This is a genomic window from Streptomyces sp. JK94 (assembly GCF_053613315.1).
On sequence record NZ_JBSICH010000006.1, the window covers coordinates 219,865 to 233,239 of the forward strand.

Here is a 13,375-nt window from a genome sequence, read left to right on the forward strand (position 1 = left end):
CAGGCCTCACCCTCGCGCGGGGCGCTCCGGAACCGAGCGCGGCGGCGCCCGCGTCTAGGGGGACGTGCAGCGTCTTGGGTTCCCCGGCGGCAGCGCCGCGCTCCGCATCCGTGTGACAGGAAGTGTCCTCCTGGTCGCACACCTCGCGTTCGTCGCCTGGTACACGCTGCGGCCGCTGGACGTCCCGTGGGTGCTGCCGCCCAATCTGCGGCCGTTCGCCTCGATCCGCGCCGACCTGGCGCTCGGCTGGCCCGCGGCGGCCCGCTCGCTCGGCGGATCGCTCGCCCTGCTGGCGCCGCTGGGTGTCCTGCTGCCGATGGCGGGCGGGCGGCTGGCCGTCTCGCCGCTGGCCTCCCTGCTGCGCACCATGGCCGCCGCGGCCCTGCTGTCGCTGGGCGTCGAGCTGTTGCAGACGGGGGTGCCCGGCCAGGCCGTCGACGTGGACTCCCTGCTGCTGAACACGGCGGGCGCGGCCCTCGCCCACCTCGCCCTGGTCCCCGCCGGCCGCGCCCGGCTCCGTCGCAGGTCCGAGCCGGGCCGGTGGGAGGACGTACCCAGGGACGAGCCGGCTCAGGGTCGGACCCCGACGATTCCCAGGGTCGGCATCGCCCCGTAGAGGGACGCTTTGTTCCGTTCGTCTCCGTAGCGTGGAGAGCGGATGAAGGGGAAGCCGACTGGCAGACCCACACACGCTCACGAAGGAGCCGCGATGTCCCGCCTCGCCCGCCCCACCCATGGCCGCATGATCGGCGGAGTGTGCGCCGCGCTGGCCAGGCGCTTCGGCACCTCCACGACCACGATGCGGGTGATCTTCCTGGTCTCCTGCCTGCTGCCCGGCCCGCAGTTCCTGCTCTACGCCGCCCTGTGGCTCCTGCTGCCGTCCGAGGAGAAGGCCGCCCGTACGGCCTGGTGACGCATCCCCCGGTACGCCGACGGGGCGCACCCGGATGACACCGGGCGCGCCCCGTCGGCGCGTGGAGAGCCGGGGCTCAGCCGCCGAGCGGGAGACCGTTGACCGGCAGGCCCTGGGTGGGCAGGCCCTGCGTCGGCAGACCGCCGAGCAGGCCGGCCACGGGCTTGGTCGGGCCGTTGGAGAGCTGCTCGTTGAGGACCTGCTCGACGACCGGCTGCGCGGCGGTCAGACCCGTGCCGGAGACGTGCCGGCCCTGCTTCAGCACGTTGCTCGCGCCGGGCACCACCTGGGAGACGGTCTCCGCGGGGAGCGCCGCGGCCACGGAGTCCACCGTCCTGGCGGTGTCCGGGAGCTCCGGGGCCGCGGTGGCCGCACCGGCACCTGCGGCGGCGAAGGCGGCGCCGAGGGCGGCGACACCGAGGGTCTTGGCAGCAGACTGCTTCATGGAATGCGTCCTCGAAATGGGATGACGGGGATGTGAGCGGTCCTTGACCGTAAACACGACGCCCCCCTCACGGCAAACATCGAAATGCGGACGGATGGTGAAAGTCCGTCCGCGTTCTCGTATTACCGTCTGCCGCCCCTCGGGCCTCGTTCGCCGCATAAGGGCTGGTGGCAGCCTTTTACTGGAACAGCCATTCGGACTTCAGCTCGGCGTATCCGGGCTTGACGACGTCATTGATCATGGCCAGTCGTTCATCGAAAGGAATGAACGCTGATTTCATCGCATTGACGGAGAACCACTGCATGTCGTCGAGCGTGTAACCGAACGCGTCGACAAGGTGCTCGAATTCCCGGCTCATGCTCGTGTGGGACATCAGCCGGTTGTCCGTGTTGACGGTGGCGCGGAACTGCAGCCGCCGCAGCAGTCCGATCGGGTGCTCGGCGTACGAGTCCGCCGCGCCGGTCTGGAGGTTGGAGCTGGGGCACAGCTCCAGCGGAACGCGTTTGTCCCGGACGTACGAGGCGAGCCGCCCGAGTTCGACCGAGCCGTCCTCGCGGACCTGGATGTCGTCGATGATGCGCACGCCGTGCCCGAGCCGGTCGGCGCCGCACCACTGCAGGGCCTGCCAGATGGAGGGCAGCCCGAAGGCCTCGCCGGCGTGGATGGTGAAGTGGTTGTTCTCGCGCTTCAGGTACTCGAAGGCGTCCAGGTGCCGGGTGGGCGGGTACCCGGCCTCGGCGCCCGCGATGTCGAAGCCGACGACCCCGAGGTCGCGGTAGCGGTTGGCCAGCTCGGCGATCTCCAGGGCGCGGGCCGCGTGCCGCATGGCGGTGAGCAGGGCCCCGACGCGGATGCGGTGACCGTCGGCCCGCGCGCGCCGCTCCCCTTCCCGGAAGCCCTCGTTCACGGCCTCGACGACCTCTTCGAGCCGGAGTCCGCCCTCCAGGTGCTGCTCGGGGGCGTACCGCACCTCGGCGTAGACGACGCCGTCCTCGGCGAGGTCCTCGGCGCACTCGGCGGCGACCCGGACGAGGGCGTCACGGGTCTGCATGACGCCGACGGTGTGGGAGAAGGTCTCCAGGTAGCGCTCCAGCGACCCGGAGTCGGCGGCCTGGCGGAACCAGGTGCCGAGCCGGTCCGCGTCGGTCTCGGGGAGGTGCGCGTAGCCGGTCGCCCGGGCGAGTTCGACGACCGTGGCGGGGCGCAGCCCGCCGTCGAGATGGTCGTGCAGCAGAACCTTCGGCGCCCGGCGGATCTGTTCCGGCGTCGGAGTCCTCGCGGTGGTCTTCGCGGTGCTCTGGCTCGTCATTTCCGCACTCTAACTCCTACGCGCGTAGAAGCACCCCCGGGCACGTACGCGCCCGCACGGGGAACGCGGCCGGGGTGTACGGACCCGTCGATATGTAACGGTGACTGCCAGGACGGGTGGCGTACACCCGGTCTTCTGAGAATGTTCTGTCATGGCACAGCAATCGACGCCGGTCCGTCGGGCCCGGCTGGGGCGAACGCTCGGTCCGGAGGGGACGGCGGTGAGCGGGGTGGTGCTGCTGCTCCCCGGGGGCGACGAGGTCTCCAGCCGCAGGCCGTCCCCGCTGCTGGCGGCCGCGTCCGTACGGGCGTTGGGGCGCAGGCTCACGCGCGCGGGGCGGGAGGAGGGACTGGCCGCCCATGTCGTGCACTACCGCTGCCGCGGCTGGAACGGCACCGAGGCGCACCTGGCCCGCGACGCCGACTGGGCCGCCGACGAGGCCGTACGGCGCTACGGCGACGTCCCCGTCTGCCTGGCCGGCGTCGGGATGGGCGGGCGGGCCGCACTGCGCGCGGCCGGGCACGAGGCCGTCAACTCGGCGCTGGCGATCGCCCCGTGGCTGCCCGACGAGGACATGGCGGCGCCCCCCGAACCGGTGAAACAGCTCGCCGGACGGCAGGTGCTGATCGTGCACGGCACCAACGACGAACGCAGCGACCCGGAATTGTCCTTCCGGCTGGCCGCGCGCGCGAAGAAGGCCAACCGTGCCGTGTGCCGGTTCGAGGTGCACTCCGACGGCCACGGGCTGCGGCATTACCGGGACGAAGTGGCGGCGCTGGCCGAGGACTTCGTGCTGGGGGCGCTGTTCGGGCAGTCCTTCTCCCGGCCGGTGGAGGACGCGCTGGCCGCTCCTCCGCCGATCGGGCTGCGGATGCCGTTGGCGGTGGGGTTCGGGCGGTCACTGCGGCGGTAGGCGCCGGGGCCGGTCAGGACGGCAGCAGGTGGCCCCGCCGGGACAGCAGGAACCTCTTGAAGGCCGCCACCGGAGGCGTGTCCGTGCGTCCCGCCAGCCAGGCCACGCCGATCTCGCGGGCCGCGCGCGGGGCCGTGACCGTCAGTTCGACCACGCCGGGACGGGGCACGGCGGGCGGCGGCAGCAGGGCGACGCCGAGGCCCGCCGCGACCAGACCGCGGAGCGTCTCCGCCTCCTCCCCCTCGAAGGCCACCCTGGGCCGGAAACCGGCCTCCTTGCACAGGGAGTCGGTGATGCGGCGCAGGCCGTAACCGGGCTCCAGGGTCACGAAGGTCTCGTCGGCGGCCTCGGCGAGGCGGATGCGCCTGCGGCCGGCCAGGGCGTGGTCGGCCGGGACCACCAGGCGCAGCTTCTGCTCGTCGAGGCGGCGGGCGACCAGGTCGGGGGCGTCCGGCACCGGGGAGGTCAGGCAGAGGTCGAGTTCGCCCGCGCGCAGCCGCTCCAGCATCGCCTCGCCGTAGTTCTGGACGAGGCTGAAGCGGACGCGGGGGTGGTCGGCGCGGAAGGCGTGCAGGAGGCCGGGGACGGTCTCGGCGCCCATGGTGTGCAGGAAGCCGAAGGCGACCTTGCCGGTGGCCGGGTCGGCGTCCGCGCGGACCTCGTCGGCGGCGCGCTCCACCTCGGCGAGGGCGCGTTCGACGGAGCCGAGGAAGGTGCGTCCGGCGACGGTCAGCGCAAGGGTGCGGCCCCGGCGTACGAACAGGTCCACGCCCAGGTCCTCCTCCAGGCGGACCAGGGCGCGGGAGAGGGTCGACTGGGGGACGTTCATCTCCTGGGCGGCCCGGGTGACGTGTTCGGTCCGGGCCACGCCGGCGAAGTGCGCGAGACGGGGCGCGAGCAGCGCGACGATGTCTTCCGTGTCACTGGACGGTGACAGGCGCCCCTGTGAGCTTTGCTGATGCACCATGGGAACGATTATGGCCATTCCATGCATTGGACGGATGATTCGCGGCCTCCGTACGGTCGCCGCATGACTCCCGCCGATACCGGGGCGTCCACCACCGTGGACGCCGCTGCACCCGCCTTCGCCCCCGACGCCCCCGACACGCGCATGAGCCCGGGCGGTCCCGGCTACCGCCGGATGAGTCTCGCCCTCTTCCTCGCGGGCGTCGCGACCTTCGCGCTCCTGTACTCCACCCAGGCGCTGCTGCCGCTGATCTCGGGCGACATGGGCGTCACGGCGGGCGACGCGAGCTGGACGGTGGCCGCCGCGACCGGTGGCCTCGCGGTGTTCGTGCTGCCGATGAGCGCGCTGTCGGAGCGTTTCGGCCGGCGTACGGTGATGACGGCCTCGCTGGCGGTCGCGGTGACCGTGGGGCTGCTGGTCCCCTTCGCCCCGTCGCTGCCGGCGCTGGTCGCGCTGCGCGCGGTGCAGGGCGCGGCGCTGGCCGGGCTGCCGGCCTCGGCGACGGCGTACCTCGCGGAGGAGGTCTCCCCGCGGGCGCTGGTCACCGCGATCGGCCTGTTCGTCGCGGGCAACAGCGTGGGCGGGATGAGCGGCCGGGTCATCACCGGCTGGGTCGCCCAGGAGTGGGGCTGGCGGGTCGCCGTCGGGGTGATCGGCGCCGTGGCGGTGGCGTGCGCGGTGGCCTTCCGGATGCTGCTGCCGGCGCCGAGGCACTTCACCGCGGGCTCGCTGCGCCCGCGTGTCCTGGCCCGTACGGTCCGCGACCACCTCGCCGACCCACTCCTGCGCCGTCTGTACGCGATCGGCGCGCTGTTCATGACGGTGTTCGGCGGTGTGTACACGGTGATCGGCTACCGGCTGACGGAGGCGCCGTTCTCCCTGCCGCAGGGCGTGATCGGCTCGGTCTTCCTGGTGTACCTGGTCGGCACGGTCTCGGCGTCGACGGCGGGCCGGCTGGTGGGCCGGCTGGGCCGCCGCGGTGCGCTCTACCTGGGCGGCGGCACGACGGCGGCGGGTCTGCTGCTGTCCCTCGCCCCGTCCCTGCCCCTGGTGCTGCTGGGACTGGTGCTGATCACGGCGGGGTTCTTCGCGGGGCACGCGGTGGCGTCCTCGGCGGTGAGCAGGACGGCCACCCACGGCCGGGCCCAGGCCTCGGCGCTGTACCAGTCCGCCTACTACATCGGCTCCAGCGCGGGCAGCACGGTGGGCGCGCTGGCCTTCCACTCCGGCGGCTGGGCCGGGACGGTCGGGGTCGGGCTGCTCGCGGTGGCGGGCGTGGTGACCATCACGGTGGCCGGTTCGCTGGCCGCCCGGCGCACGGCCGCGAAGGTGCCGGTGCGGGCCTGAGCCGGGATCTGGAATCTGGATCTGGATCTGGATCAGACCGACCCGTTGACCTGCGCTTTCCCCGAGTGCACGGGCCATTGTCAGTCCCCTGCGGTAGCTTCCGAAGTGCGAGGCGCGAAGACGCGCACGACAGGACGCCACAGGGGTGGGTGGACGATGGCCGACGGCACCGTGACGACGGAGCTGGACTCCGCACTGGAGAAGCACCGGACCGAGCTGACGGGGTACTGCTACCGGATGCTCGGCTCCTCCTTCGAGGCCGAGGACGCGGTCCAGGACACCCTGGTCCGCGCCTGGCGGAGCTACGACAAGTTCGAGGGCCGCTCCAGCCTCCGCTCCTGGCTCTACCGGATCGCGACCAACGTGTGCCTGGACATGCTGACCGCGGGAAACAAGCGGGCCCGCCCGATGGACCTGACCGACTCCACACCCCTCGCGCAGGCCGCCCTCTCCCCCCGCCCGGACCACACCTGGCTGGAGCCGATGCCCGACGCCCGCGTACTGCCCTCGACCGCCGACCCGGCCGAGGCCGCCGTCGCCAAGGAGTCGGTGCGGCTCGCCTTCATGGCAGCGCTCCAGCAGCTGCCGCCCAAGCAGCGGGCGGTGCTGATCCTGCGCGAGGTGCTGGCGTGGAGGGCGAGCGAGGTCGCCGAACTGCTCGGCACCTCGGTGGCGTCCGTCAACAGCGCCCTGCAGCGGGCCCGTGCGACGCTCGCCGAGCGGGCGGACCGGGCGGACGACGCGGCGGTGTCCGACCCGCTGGACGAGGAGCAGCGAAAGCTCCTGGACCGCTATGTCGCCGCCTTCGAGGGCTACGACATGACGGCGCTGACGGCGCTGCTGCACGAGGACGCCGTCATGACGATGCCGCCGTTCGACCTGTGGCTGGCCGGTCCGGGGGACATCACCGGTTTCATGGCGACCCTCGGTGCCCCGTGCGCGCACTCGCGGCTGGTGCCCGTGCGGGCCAACGGGCTGCCGGCCTTCGCGCAGTACAAGCCGGACCCCGGGGCGGGCGGCCACGCACCGTGGGCGGTCCAGGTGCTGGAGATCTCAGACGGCCGCATCACCGGGTTCCACTGCTTCCTCGACACCAAGCGGTGGTTCCCGCTGTTCGACCTGCCGCTCCGTCTCGAAGCGGAGCCCGACGAGGTCGAGAAGGGCGTGTAGGGCGGGATCGGGGTCGCGCAGCCGGATCCGGCCCCCGGCCCGCCGGGCGGTGAGTTCCAGCCGGGCCAGCAGGTCGACGGCGGCGAGCCCCGGCGGTCCCAGCCCGCCGACGTCGCAGACGACCACCCCGGCCCGGGTGCTTTCCAGCAGCGCGCGCACCTCGTCGCAGAGCCGGGGTGCCTCCCCTCGGGAGACGGGCCCCGGCAGCACGAGTACGGCGGGTGTCACGGCGTCCACGTGCGGTAGACCCGGCACGGTCCGGGAACTCATCGGTGCCCGTCGTCGGAGATCGCTTCGGTGACACCGGTGGCGGCCACGGTCCTGGGCCCGTCGGACGGGGCCGGGAACGCCGGACGGGACCGGTGGCGGCCACCGGTCCCGTCCGCGCCGGGGAGAGGTGGCTCCCGTCAGGCGATGCGTTCCAGCACCACCGGCGAGGCGGTGAAGCCCGTGCCCGCGGGGGCGATGTCGTAGGAGCCCTCCAGCGCGGCGAGGGCGTACGCGAAGCGGTCCGGGGTGTCCGTGTGGAGGGTCAGCAGGGGCTGCCCCTCGGTGACCGTGTCGCCGGGCTTGGCGTGGAGTTCGACGCCCGCGCCCGCCTGCACCGGGTCCTCCTTGCGGGCGCGGCCCGCGCCGAGGCGCCAGGCGGCGACGCCGATGCCGTAGGCGTCGAGGCGGGTCAGGACGCCGGAGGCATCCGCCTTGACCACGTGCTGCTCCTTCGACGTGGGCAGGGCCGCGTCCGGGTCGCCGCCCTGGGCCGCGATCATGCGGCGCCACACGTCCATCGCGGAGCCGTCGGCCAGCGCCTTCGCCGGGTCGGCGTCCTTCAGGCCGGCGGCGTCGAGCATCTCGCGGGCCAGGGCGAGGGTCAGCTCGACGACGTCGGAGGGGCCGCCGCCGGCCAGGACCTCGACCGACTCGCGGACCTCCAGGGCGTTGCCCGCCGTGAGGCCGAGCGGGGTGGCCATGTCCGTCAGCAGCGCGACCGTCCGCACGCCGTGGTCGGTGCCGAGGCCGACCATCGTGGCGGCCAGCTCGCGGGCGTCCTCGACGGTCTTCATGAAGGCGCCCGAGCCCACCTTCACGTCCAGGACCAGGGAGCCGGTGCCCTCGGCGATCTTCTTGGACATGATGGAGGAGGCGATGAGGGGGATCGCCTCGACCGTGCCGGTCACGTCGCGCAGGGCGTACAGCTTCTTGTCCGCGGGCGCGAGGCCGTCCCCGGCGGCGCAGATCACCGCGCCGACGCCGTCCAGGACGTTCAGCATCTCCTCGTTGGACAGGAGCGCGCGCCAGCCGGGGATCGACTCCAGCTTGTCCAGGGTGCCGCCGGTGTGGCCGAGGCCCCGGCCGGAGAGCTGCGGGACGGCCGCGCCGCAGGCGGCGACCAGCGGGGCGAGCGGCAGGGTGATCTTGTCGCCGACGCCGCCCGTGGAGTGCTTGTCGGCGGTCGGGCGGGGCAGGGACGAGAAGTCCATGCGTTCGCCGGAGGCGATCATCGCGGCGGTCCAGCGGGCGATCTCGCCGCGGTTCATGCCGTTGAGCAGGATCGCCATCGCGAGCGACGACATCTGCTCGTCGGCCACCTCGCCGCGCGTGTAGGCGTCGATGACCCAGTCGATCTGCTCGCCGCTGAGTTCGCCGCGGTCCCGCTTGGTGCGGATGACGGAGATGACGTCCATGGCCATGTCTGGCTCTTCCTTACGGGATGACGGGGATTGCGGGTGTTACCTGGTGAGGTGGCCGGGACCGAAGGCCTGCGGGAGCATCTCCGACAGGGGAACGATCCCCTCCGGGGTCTCCAGCAGCAGCTCCGGCCCGCCGAACTCGTACAGCAGCTGCCGGCAGCGGCCGCACGGCACGAGGATCTCGCCGTGGCCGTCGACGCAGGCGAAGTGCGTCAGCCGGCCGCCGCCGGTCAGCTGGAGCTGGGAGACGAGCCCGCACTCGGCGCACAGGCCGATGCCGTAGCTGGCGTTCTCGACGTTGCAGCCGGTGACGGTGCGGCCGTCGTCGACCAGGGCGGCGGCGCCGACGGCGTAGCCGGAGTAGGGGGCGTAGGCGCGGGCCATCGCCTCCCGGGCCGCCGTGCGCAGCGCGCCCCAGTCGACGTCGGTCATTTGCCCTGTCCCTTCCGGTACGGCATGCCGTTCGCCCTCGGCATGCGCAGTCGCTGTGCGGACAGCGCGAGGACGACGAGGGTGACGACGTACGGCGTCGCGGAGACGACCTGGTTGGGGACGTCGTCGGTGGTGGCGTACCAGGCGAGGACGAGCGCGCCGACGACCAGCGTGACGGCGGCCTTGACGTACTTCTTGCGGATCGCGAGCCAGATGGCGCCGGCGATCAGCAGGAGCGCGCCGAGCAGCAGCAGGGCGTGCACGTTGGCGGAGCCGCCGCGCAGGTTGAGGCTGTCGGTGTAGCCGAACAGACCGGCGCCGATGGCGAGGCCGCCCGGCATCCAGTTGCCGAAGATCATCGCGGCGAGGCCGATGTAGCCGCGGCCGCTGGTCTGGCCCTCCAGGTAGAAGGGGTTGGCGACGATGGACAGGAAGACGCCGCCGAGGCCGGCCAGACCGCCGGAGATGATCACGGCCAGGTACTTGTACTTGTAGACGTTGACGCCGAGCGACTCGGCGGCGACCGGGTTCTCGCCGCAGGAGCGCAGCCGCAGGCCGAACGGCGTGCGCCACAGGACGTACCAGGTGGCGGGGATCAGGGCGACGGCGATCAGGGTGAGCCAGGAGACGTTGGTGACCAGGCCGCCCAGCAGGCCGGCGATGTCTGAGACCAGGAACCAGCCCTTGTCGTTGAGGCTGACCAGTCCGTCGGACAGCCCCGGCACCGTGAAGTGGCCGAGGGAGTCCACCGGCGGGGACTGCTTGGCCGAGCCGCCCTGGTGGCCCTCGAAGGCGAGCGGGGCCAGGTAGCGGGTGGCGCCGAGGGCGAGGATGTTGAGGGCCACACCGGAGACGATGTGGTTGACGTTGAAGGTGATGGTGACGATCGCGTGCAGCAGGCCGCCGATCGCGCCGCCGACGATGCCCACCAGGACGCCCGTCCACGGGCCCCACTGGAAGCCGGCCCAGGCACCGAACCAGGTGCCGAGGATCATCATGCCCTCGAGGCCGATGTTGACGACGCCCGCGCGCTCGGCCCACAGACCGCCGAGGCCGGCGAGGCCGATCGGCACGGCGAGCTGGAGCGCGGTGGACATCTGGCTGACGTTGGTGATGCCGTCGGCGCCGGTGATCAGGCGCACGAGGGAGGTCAGTGCCAGGGCTCCGGCGATGACCAGCATCAGGACGGGCAGCGACAGGCGGCGGCCGGTCGGCGCCGCGGGCTGCAGCGAGGGCTGGTTGACGTCGGTCGCAGAGGTCGGGGCGGTCATCGGCCAGCCACCTCCTTCTTGGTGTTGTCGGTGGCGCCGAGGACGTGACCGGCGGCCAGCTCCGCGCCGACGCGGCGCTGCTGGCGGCGCAGGCCCCACTCGCGGACGGCCTCGTAGGAGACGACGACGGCGAGGACGATCAGGCCCTGCATGATGACCGCGATCTCCTTGTCGTAGCCGTGGAAGTCCAGCTCGGGCGAGGCCTTGTCGAGCCAGGCCCACAGCAGGGCGGCGAAGGCGATGCCGACCGGGCTGTTGCGGCCGAGCAGGGCGATGCCGATGCCGAGAAAGCCGATGCCGGTGGGGAAGTTGAGGCTGTAGGTGTGGGTGCCGCCGAGCAGGATCGGCAGACCCGCGAGGCCGGCGAGGCCGCCGGAGATGAGCATCGCGGTGAGCACCATGCGCTTGGGGTCGACGCCGCTGGCCGCGGCGGCGGACTCGGAGGCGCCGGAGGCGCGCAGGTCGAAGCCGAAGCGGGTGCGGTTGAGGACGACCCAGTAGGCGATGCCGAGCAGCACGGCCAGGACCACCAGGCCGTAGATCTCGCCGGCCGCGCCCATGCCGATGCCGGGGATCCAGCCGGACTCGTGCATCTCGCCGGTGGTGTTGTTGTTGCCGATCTTGACGCCGAAGACGTCCGGCAGCCACAGGTAGCCGATGACCGAGGTGGCGATGGCGTTGAGCATGATCGTCGCGACGACCTCGCTGACGCCGCGGGTGACCTTGAGGACACCGGCGATGCCCGACCAGAAGGCGCCGGTGAGGACGGCGGTCAGCAGGAGCAGCGGGACCTGGAGGACGGCCGGCAGGGCGGCGTGGGCGCCGACGATCGCGGCCATCATGGCGGCGAGCTGGTACTGGCCGTCGACGCCGATGTTGAACAGGTTCATCCGGAAGCCGATGGCGACCGCCAGGGCCGCGATGTAGTACATCGACGCCTGGTTGATGATCAGGACCTGGATGTCGGAGAATCCGGCCTGCTCGAACATCAGGGCGAACGGCTCGACCGGGTTCTTGCCCGAGGCGATCAGGACGATCGCGCTCAGCACGAAGGCCACGGCGAGCGCGATGACCGGCCCGGCCACCGCGAGGAGCACGCGCTCCTTGTCGAACTTCTTCATCAGCGGGCCTCGTCTTCCGGAGACTCGGGGGACGCGGGGGACGCGGGCGACTTCGGGGAACCGGTCGCGCCGGCCGGGGTCTCGGGGGTCTCTTCGTGCTCCAGGTGGCCGGTCGCGGCGCCGGTCATGGCCGAGCCCAGCTCCTCGGGGGTGATGGTCGCCGGGTCGGCGTCGGCGACCAGACTGCCGTCGTAGATCACCCGGAGGGTGTCGGACAGGCCGATCAGCTCGTCCAGGTCGGCGGAGATCAGCAGGACCGCCAGGCCCTCGCGGCGGGCCTCGCGGATGTGGTCCCAGATGGCGGCCTGCGCGCCGACGTCCACACCGCGGGTGGGGTGGGCGGCGATGAGGAAGCGCGGCTTGTGGCTCATCTCGCGGCCGACGATCAGCTTCTGCTGGTTGCCGCCGGACAGGGAGGCCGCGGTGACGTCGATGCCGGGGGTGCGGACGTCGTACGTCTCGACGATGCGGCGGGTGTCCTGCTGGGAGCCCTTCGGGTCCAGCCAGACGCCCTTGCTGTTGGGCTTCTCTGTGACGTGGCCGAGGATGCGGTTCTCCCAGAGCGGGGCCTCCAGGAGCAGGCCGTGGCGGTGGCGGTCCTCGGGGATGTAGCCGATGCCCTGCTCGCGGCGCTTGCGGGTGGGCAGCGCGGTGATGTCCTCGTCGAGGAAGCGGATGGTGCCGGAGTCGGCGTGGCGCAGGCCGATCAGGGCGTCGACCAGCTCGGTCTGGCCGTTGCCCTCCACACCCGCGATGCCCAGCACCTCGCCGGCGTGGAGGGTGAAGGAGATGTCGTCCAGCAGGGCCTTGCCGCCGGGGGCCGCGAGGCGCAGCGCGTCGACGCTGAGGACCGCGCGGTCGGTGACCGTGGACTCGGCGGTCTCCGGGGTGGGCAGCTCGCTGCCGACCATCAGCTCGGCGAGCTGGCGCGGCGTGGTCTCGGCGGGGACGGCCGTGCCGACCGTCGTGCCGCGCCGGATGACGGTGATGTCGTCGGCGACCGAGAGGACCTCGCCCAGCTTGTGGGAGATGAAGATGACGGACAGGCCCTCGGCCTTCAGCTCGCGCAGGTTGTCGAAGAGCGCGTCGACCTCCTGCGGGACCAGGACGGCGGTGGGCTCGTCGAGGATCAGCGTGCGGGCGCCGCGGTAGAGGACCTTGAGGATCTCCACGCGCTGGCGGGCGGCGACGCCGAGTTCCTCCACCAGGACGTCGGGGCGCACCCCGAGGCCGTAGCGCTCGGAGATCTCCTTGATCCTGCGGCGCGCCCTGGCTCCGATGCCGTACAGCTTCTCGCTGCCGAGGACCACGTTCTCCAGGACCGTGAGGTTGTCGGCGAGCATGAAGTGCTGGTGGACCATGCCGATGCCGCGCACGATGGCGTCGGCCGGCGAGGCGAAGGCGACCTGCTCGCCGTCGATCGCGATGGTGCCCTCGTCCGGCTTCTGCATGCCGTAGAGGATCTTCATCAGGGTCGACTTGCCGGCGCCGTTCTCGCCGACGAGGGCGTGGACGGTGCCCTTGCGGACGGTCAGGTGGATGTCGTGGTTGGCCACGACACCGGGGAAACGCTTGGTGATCCCGGCGAGTTCGACGGCGGTCACCGATTCGTTGACCGCCGCTCCGGCCGGAGGGCTGCTGGACGCGTTGATGGCGCACTCTCCTGGGGACGGGGGCCGTCTACGCGCGTAGCGCCCCTACGGCATCTCGAAGCGGCGGCGGCACATCGGCACGACGGGGTACGGGGAGGTGCCCGGAGGCGTCCTCCCCGTACCCCGTCGAGCGGTGCGACCACC

The 13,375-nt window shown here is 72.4% G+C and carries 14 protein-coding genes; 5 read left to right on the plus strand and 9 right to left on the minus strand.

What is annotated here, in order from left to right:
- Window positions 1-64: 64 nt before the first annotated feature.
- Together ACVV2G_RS05865 and ACVV2G_RS05870 are read left to right on the plus strand one after the other, a co-directional pair.
- Entirely contained in the window at window positions 65-616 is a 552-nt protein-coding gene (locus ACVV2G_RS05865) for a VanZ family protein (RefSeq protein WP_453841505.1), read from the plus strand.
- A gap of 93 nt (window positions 617-709) precedes the next feature.
- Window positions 710-913, plus strand: coding sequence for a PspC domain-containing protein (locus tag ACVV2G_RS05870; RefSeq protein ID WP_395572194.1), 204 nt, complete (start codon window positions 710-712; stop codon window positions 911-913).
- Between the two features lie 76 nt (window positions 914-989).
- On the opposite strand, the gene ACVV2G_RS05875 is transcribed toward ACVV2G_RS05870, so the two are convergent.
- Both ACVV2G_RS05875 and ACVV2G_RS05880 read right to left on the minus strand, forming a co-directional pair.
- The gene (locus tag ACVV2G_RS05875) at window positions 990-1,358 is read right to left on the minus strand and encodes an ATP-binding protein (RefSeq protein WP_453841506.1); all 369 of its coding nucleotides are present in this window, start codon (window positions 1,356-1,358) and stop codon (window positions 990-992) included.
- Window positions 1,359-1,536: 178 nt separating this feature from the next.
- The gene (locus ACVV2G_RS05880; RefSeq protein WP_453841507.1) at window positions 1,537-2,667 is read right to left on the minus strand and encodes an adenosine deaminase; all 1,131 of its coding nucleotides are present in this window, start codon (window positions 2,665-2,667) and stop codon (window positions 1,537-1,539) included.
- Window positions 2,668-2,818: 151 nt separating this feature from the next.
- Here ACVV2G_RS05880 and ACVV2G_RS05885 point away from each other — a divergent pair, with 151 nt between their 5' ends.
- Window positions 2,819-3,580, plus strand: coding sequence for an alpha/beta fold hydrolase (locus ACVV2G_RS05885; RefSeq protein WP_453841508.1), 762 nt, complete (start codon window positions 2,819-2,821; stop codon window positions 3,578-3,580).
- 13 nt (window positions 3,581-3,593) lie between these two features.
- Here the strand turns inward: ACVV2G_RS05885 and ACVV2G_RS05890 are convergent, their stop codons facing one another.
- Window positions 3,594-4,547: a LysR family transcriptional regulator gene (locus ACVV2G_RS05890; protein ID WP_453841509.1), complete on the minus strand. Its 954-nt coding sequence runs from the start codon at window positions 4,545-4,547 to the stop codon at window positions 3,594-3,596.
- 63 nt (window positions 4,548-4,610) lie between these two features.
- Here ACVV2G_RS05890 and ACVV2G_RS05895 point away from each other — a divergent pair, with 63 nt between their 5' ends.
- Both ACVV2G_RS05895 and ACVV2G_RS05900 read left to right on the plus strand, forming a co-directional pair.
- Window positions 4,611-5,894, plus strand: coding sequence for an MFS transporter (locus ACVV2G_RS05895; protein ID WP_453841510.1), 1,284 nt, complete (start codon window positions 4,611-4,613; stop codon window positions 5,892-5,894).
- 156 nt (window positions 5,895-6,050) lie between these two features.
- On the plus strand, window positions 6,051-7,064 hold the full coding sequence (locus ACVV2G_RS05900; protein WP_453841511.1) for a sigma-70 family RNA polymerase sigma factor: 1,014 nt from the start codon (window positions 6,051-6,053) through the stop codon (window positions 7,062-7,064).
- On the opposite strand, the gene ACVV2G_RS05905 is transcribed toward ACVV2G_RS05900, so the two are convergent.
- From ACVV2G_RS05905 to ACVV2G_RS05930, 6 genes are all read right to left on the minus strand, one after another.
- Window positions 6,948-7,334 (minus strand): STAS domain-containing protein, encoded by a 387-nt coding sequence (locus ACVV2G_RS05905; RefSeq protein ID WP_453841512.1) that lies wholly within the window; start codon window positions 7,332-7,334, stop codon window positions 6,948-6,950. The two genes, ACVV2G_RS05900 and ACVV2G_RS05905, sit on opposite strands and share 117 nt — an antisense overlap.
- Window positions 7,335-7,471: 137 nt before the next feature.
- Entirely contained in the window at window positions 7,472-8,755 is a 1,284-nt protein-coding gene (locus tag ACVV2G_RS05910) for a thymidine phosphorylase (RefSeq protein ID WP_453841513.1), read from the minus strand.
- Between the two features lie 39 nt (window positions 8,756-8,794).
- Window positions 8,795-9,187 carry a cytidine deaminase gene (locus tag ACVV2G_RS05915; protein ID WP_453841514.1) on the minus strand — a complete coding sequence of 131 codons (393 nt, stop codon included), beginning with the start codon at window positions 9,185-9,187 and terminating at the stop codon, window positions 8,795-8,797.
- Window positions 9,184-10,458, minus strand: a complete 1,275-nt coding sequence (locus tag ACVV2G_RS05920) for an ABC transporter permease (protein WP_453841515.1) — start codon at window positions 10,456-10,458, stop codon at window positions 9,184-9,186. The genes ACVV2G_RS05915 and ACVV2G_RS05920 overlap by 4 nt, the downstream gene beginning before the upstream one ends.
- Window positions 10,455-11,579 (minus strand): ABC transporter permease, encoded by a 1,125-nt coding sequence (locus ACVV2G_RS05925; RefSeq protein ID WP_453841516.1) that lies wholly within the window; start codon window positions 11,577-11,579, stop codon window positions 10,455-10,457. The genes ACVV2G_RS05920 and ACVV2G_RS05925 overlap by 4 nt, the downstream gene beginning before the upstream one ends.
- Window positions 11,579-13,183 (minus strand): ABC transporter ATP-binding protein, encoded by a 1,605-nt coding sequence (locus ACVV2G_RS05930; RefSeq protein ID WP_453841517.1) that lies wholly within the window; start codon window positions 13,181-13,183, stop codon window positions 11,579-11,581. The genes ACVV2G_RS05925 and ACVV2G_RS05930 overlap by 1 nt, the downstream gene beginning before the upstream one ends.
- Window positions 13,184-13,375: the final 192 nt, after the last annotated feature.

Excerpts from the sequence above, each read along its gene's own strand:
- ACVV2G_RS05915 (WP_453841514.1), bottom strand. The coding sequence starts at position 9,187 with ATGACCGACGTCGACTGGGGCGCGCTGCGCACGGCGGCCCGGGAGGCG.
- ACVV2G_RS05905 (WP_453841512.1), bottom strand. The coding sequence starts at position 7,334 with ATGAGTTCCCGGACCGTGCCGGGTCTACCGCACGTGGACGCCGTGACA.
- ACVV2G_RS05885 (WP_453841508.1), top strand. The coding sequence starts at position 2,819 with ATGGCACAGCAATCGACGCCGGTCCGTCGGGCCCGGCTGGGGCGAACG.
- ACVV2G_RS05890 (WP_453841509.1), bottom strand. The coding sequence starts at position 4,547 with ATGGTGCATCAGCAAAGCTCACAGGGGCGCCTGTCACCGTCCAGTGAC.
- ACVV2G_RS05880 (WP_453841507.1), bottom strand. The coding sequence starts at position 2,667 with ATGACGAGCCAGAGCACCGCGAAGACCACCGCGAGGACTCCGACGCCG.
- ACVV2G_RS05910 (WP_453841513.1), bottom strand. The coding sequence starts at position 8,755 with ATGGCCATGGACGTCATCTCCGTCATCCGCACCAAGCGGGACCGCGGC.
- ACVV2G_RS05870 (WP_395572194.1), top strand. The coding sequence starts at position 710 with ATGTCCCGCCTCGCCCGCCCCACCCATGGCCGCATGATCGGCGGAGTG.
- ACVV2G_RS05895 (WP_453841510.1), top strand. The coding sequence starts at position 4,611 with ATGACTCCCGCCGATACCGGGGCGTCCACCACCGTGGACGCCGCTGCA.
- ACVV2G_RS05925 (WP_453841516.1), bottom strand. The coding sequence starts at position 11,579 with ATGAAGAAGTTCGACAAGGAGCGCGTGCTCCTCGCGGTGGCCGGGCCG.
- ACVV2G_RS05920 (WP_453841515.1), bottom strand. The coding sequence starts at position 10,458 with ATGACCGCCCCGACCTCTGCGACCGACGTCAACCAGCCCTCGCTGCAG.
- ACVV2G_RS05900 (WP_453841511.1), top strand. The coding sequence starts at position 6,051 with ATGGCCGACGGCACCGTGACGACGGAGCTGGACTCCGCACTGGAGAAG.
- ACVV2G_RS05875 (WP_453841506.1), bottom strand. The coding sequence starts at position 1,358 with ATGAAGCAGTCTGCTGCCAAGACCCTCGGTGTCGCCGCCCTCGGCGCC.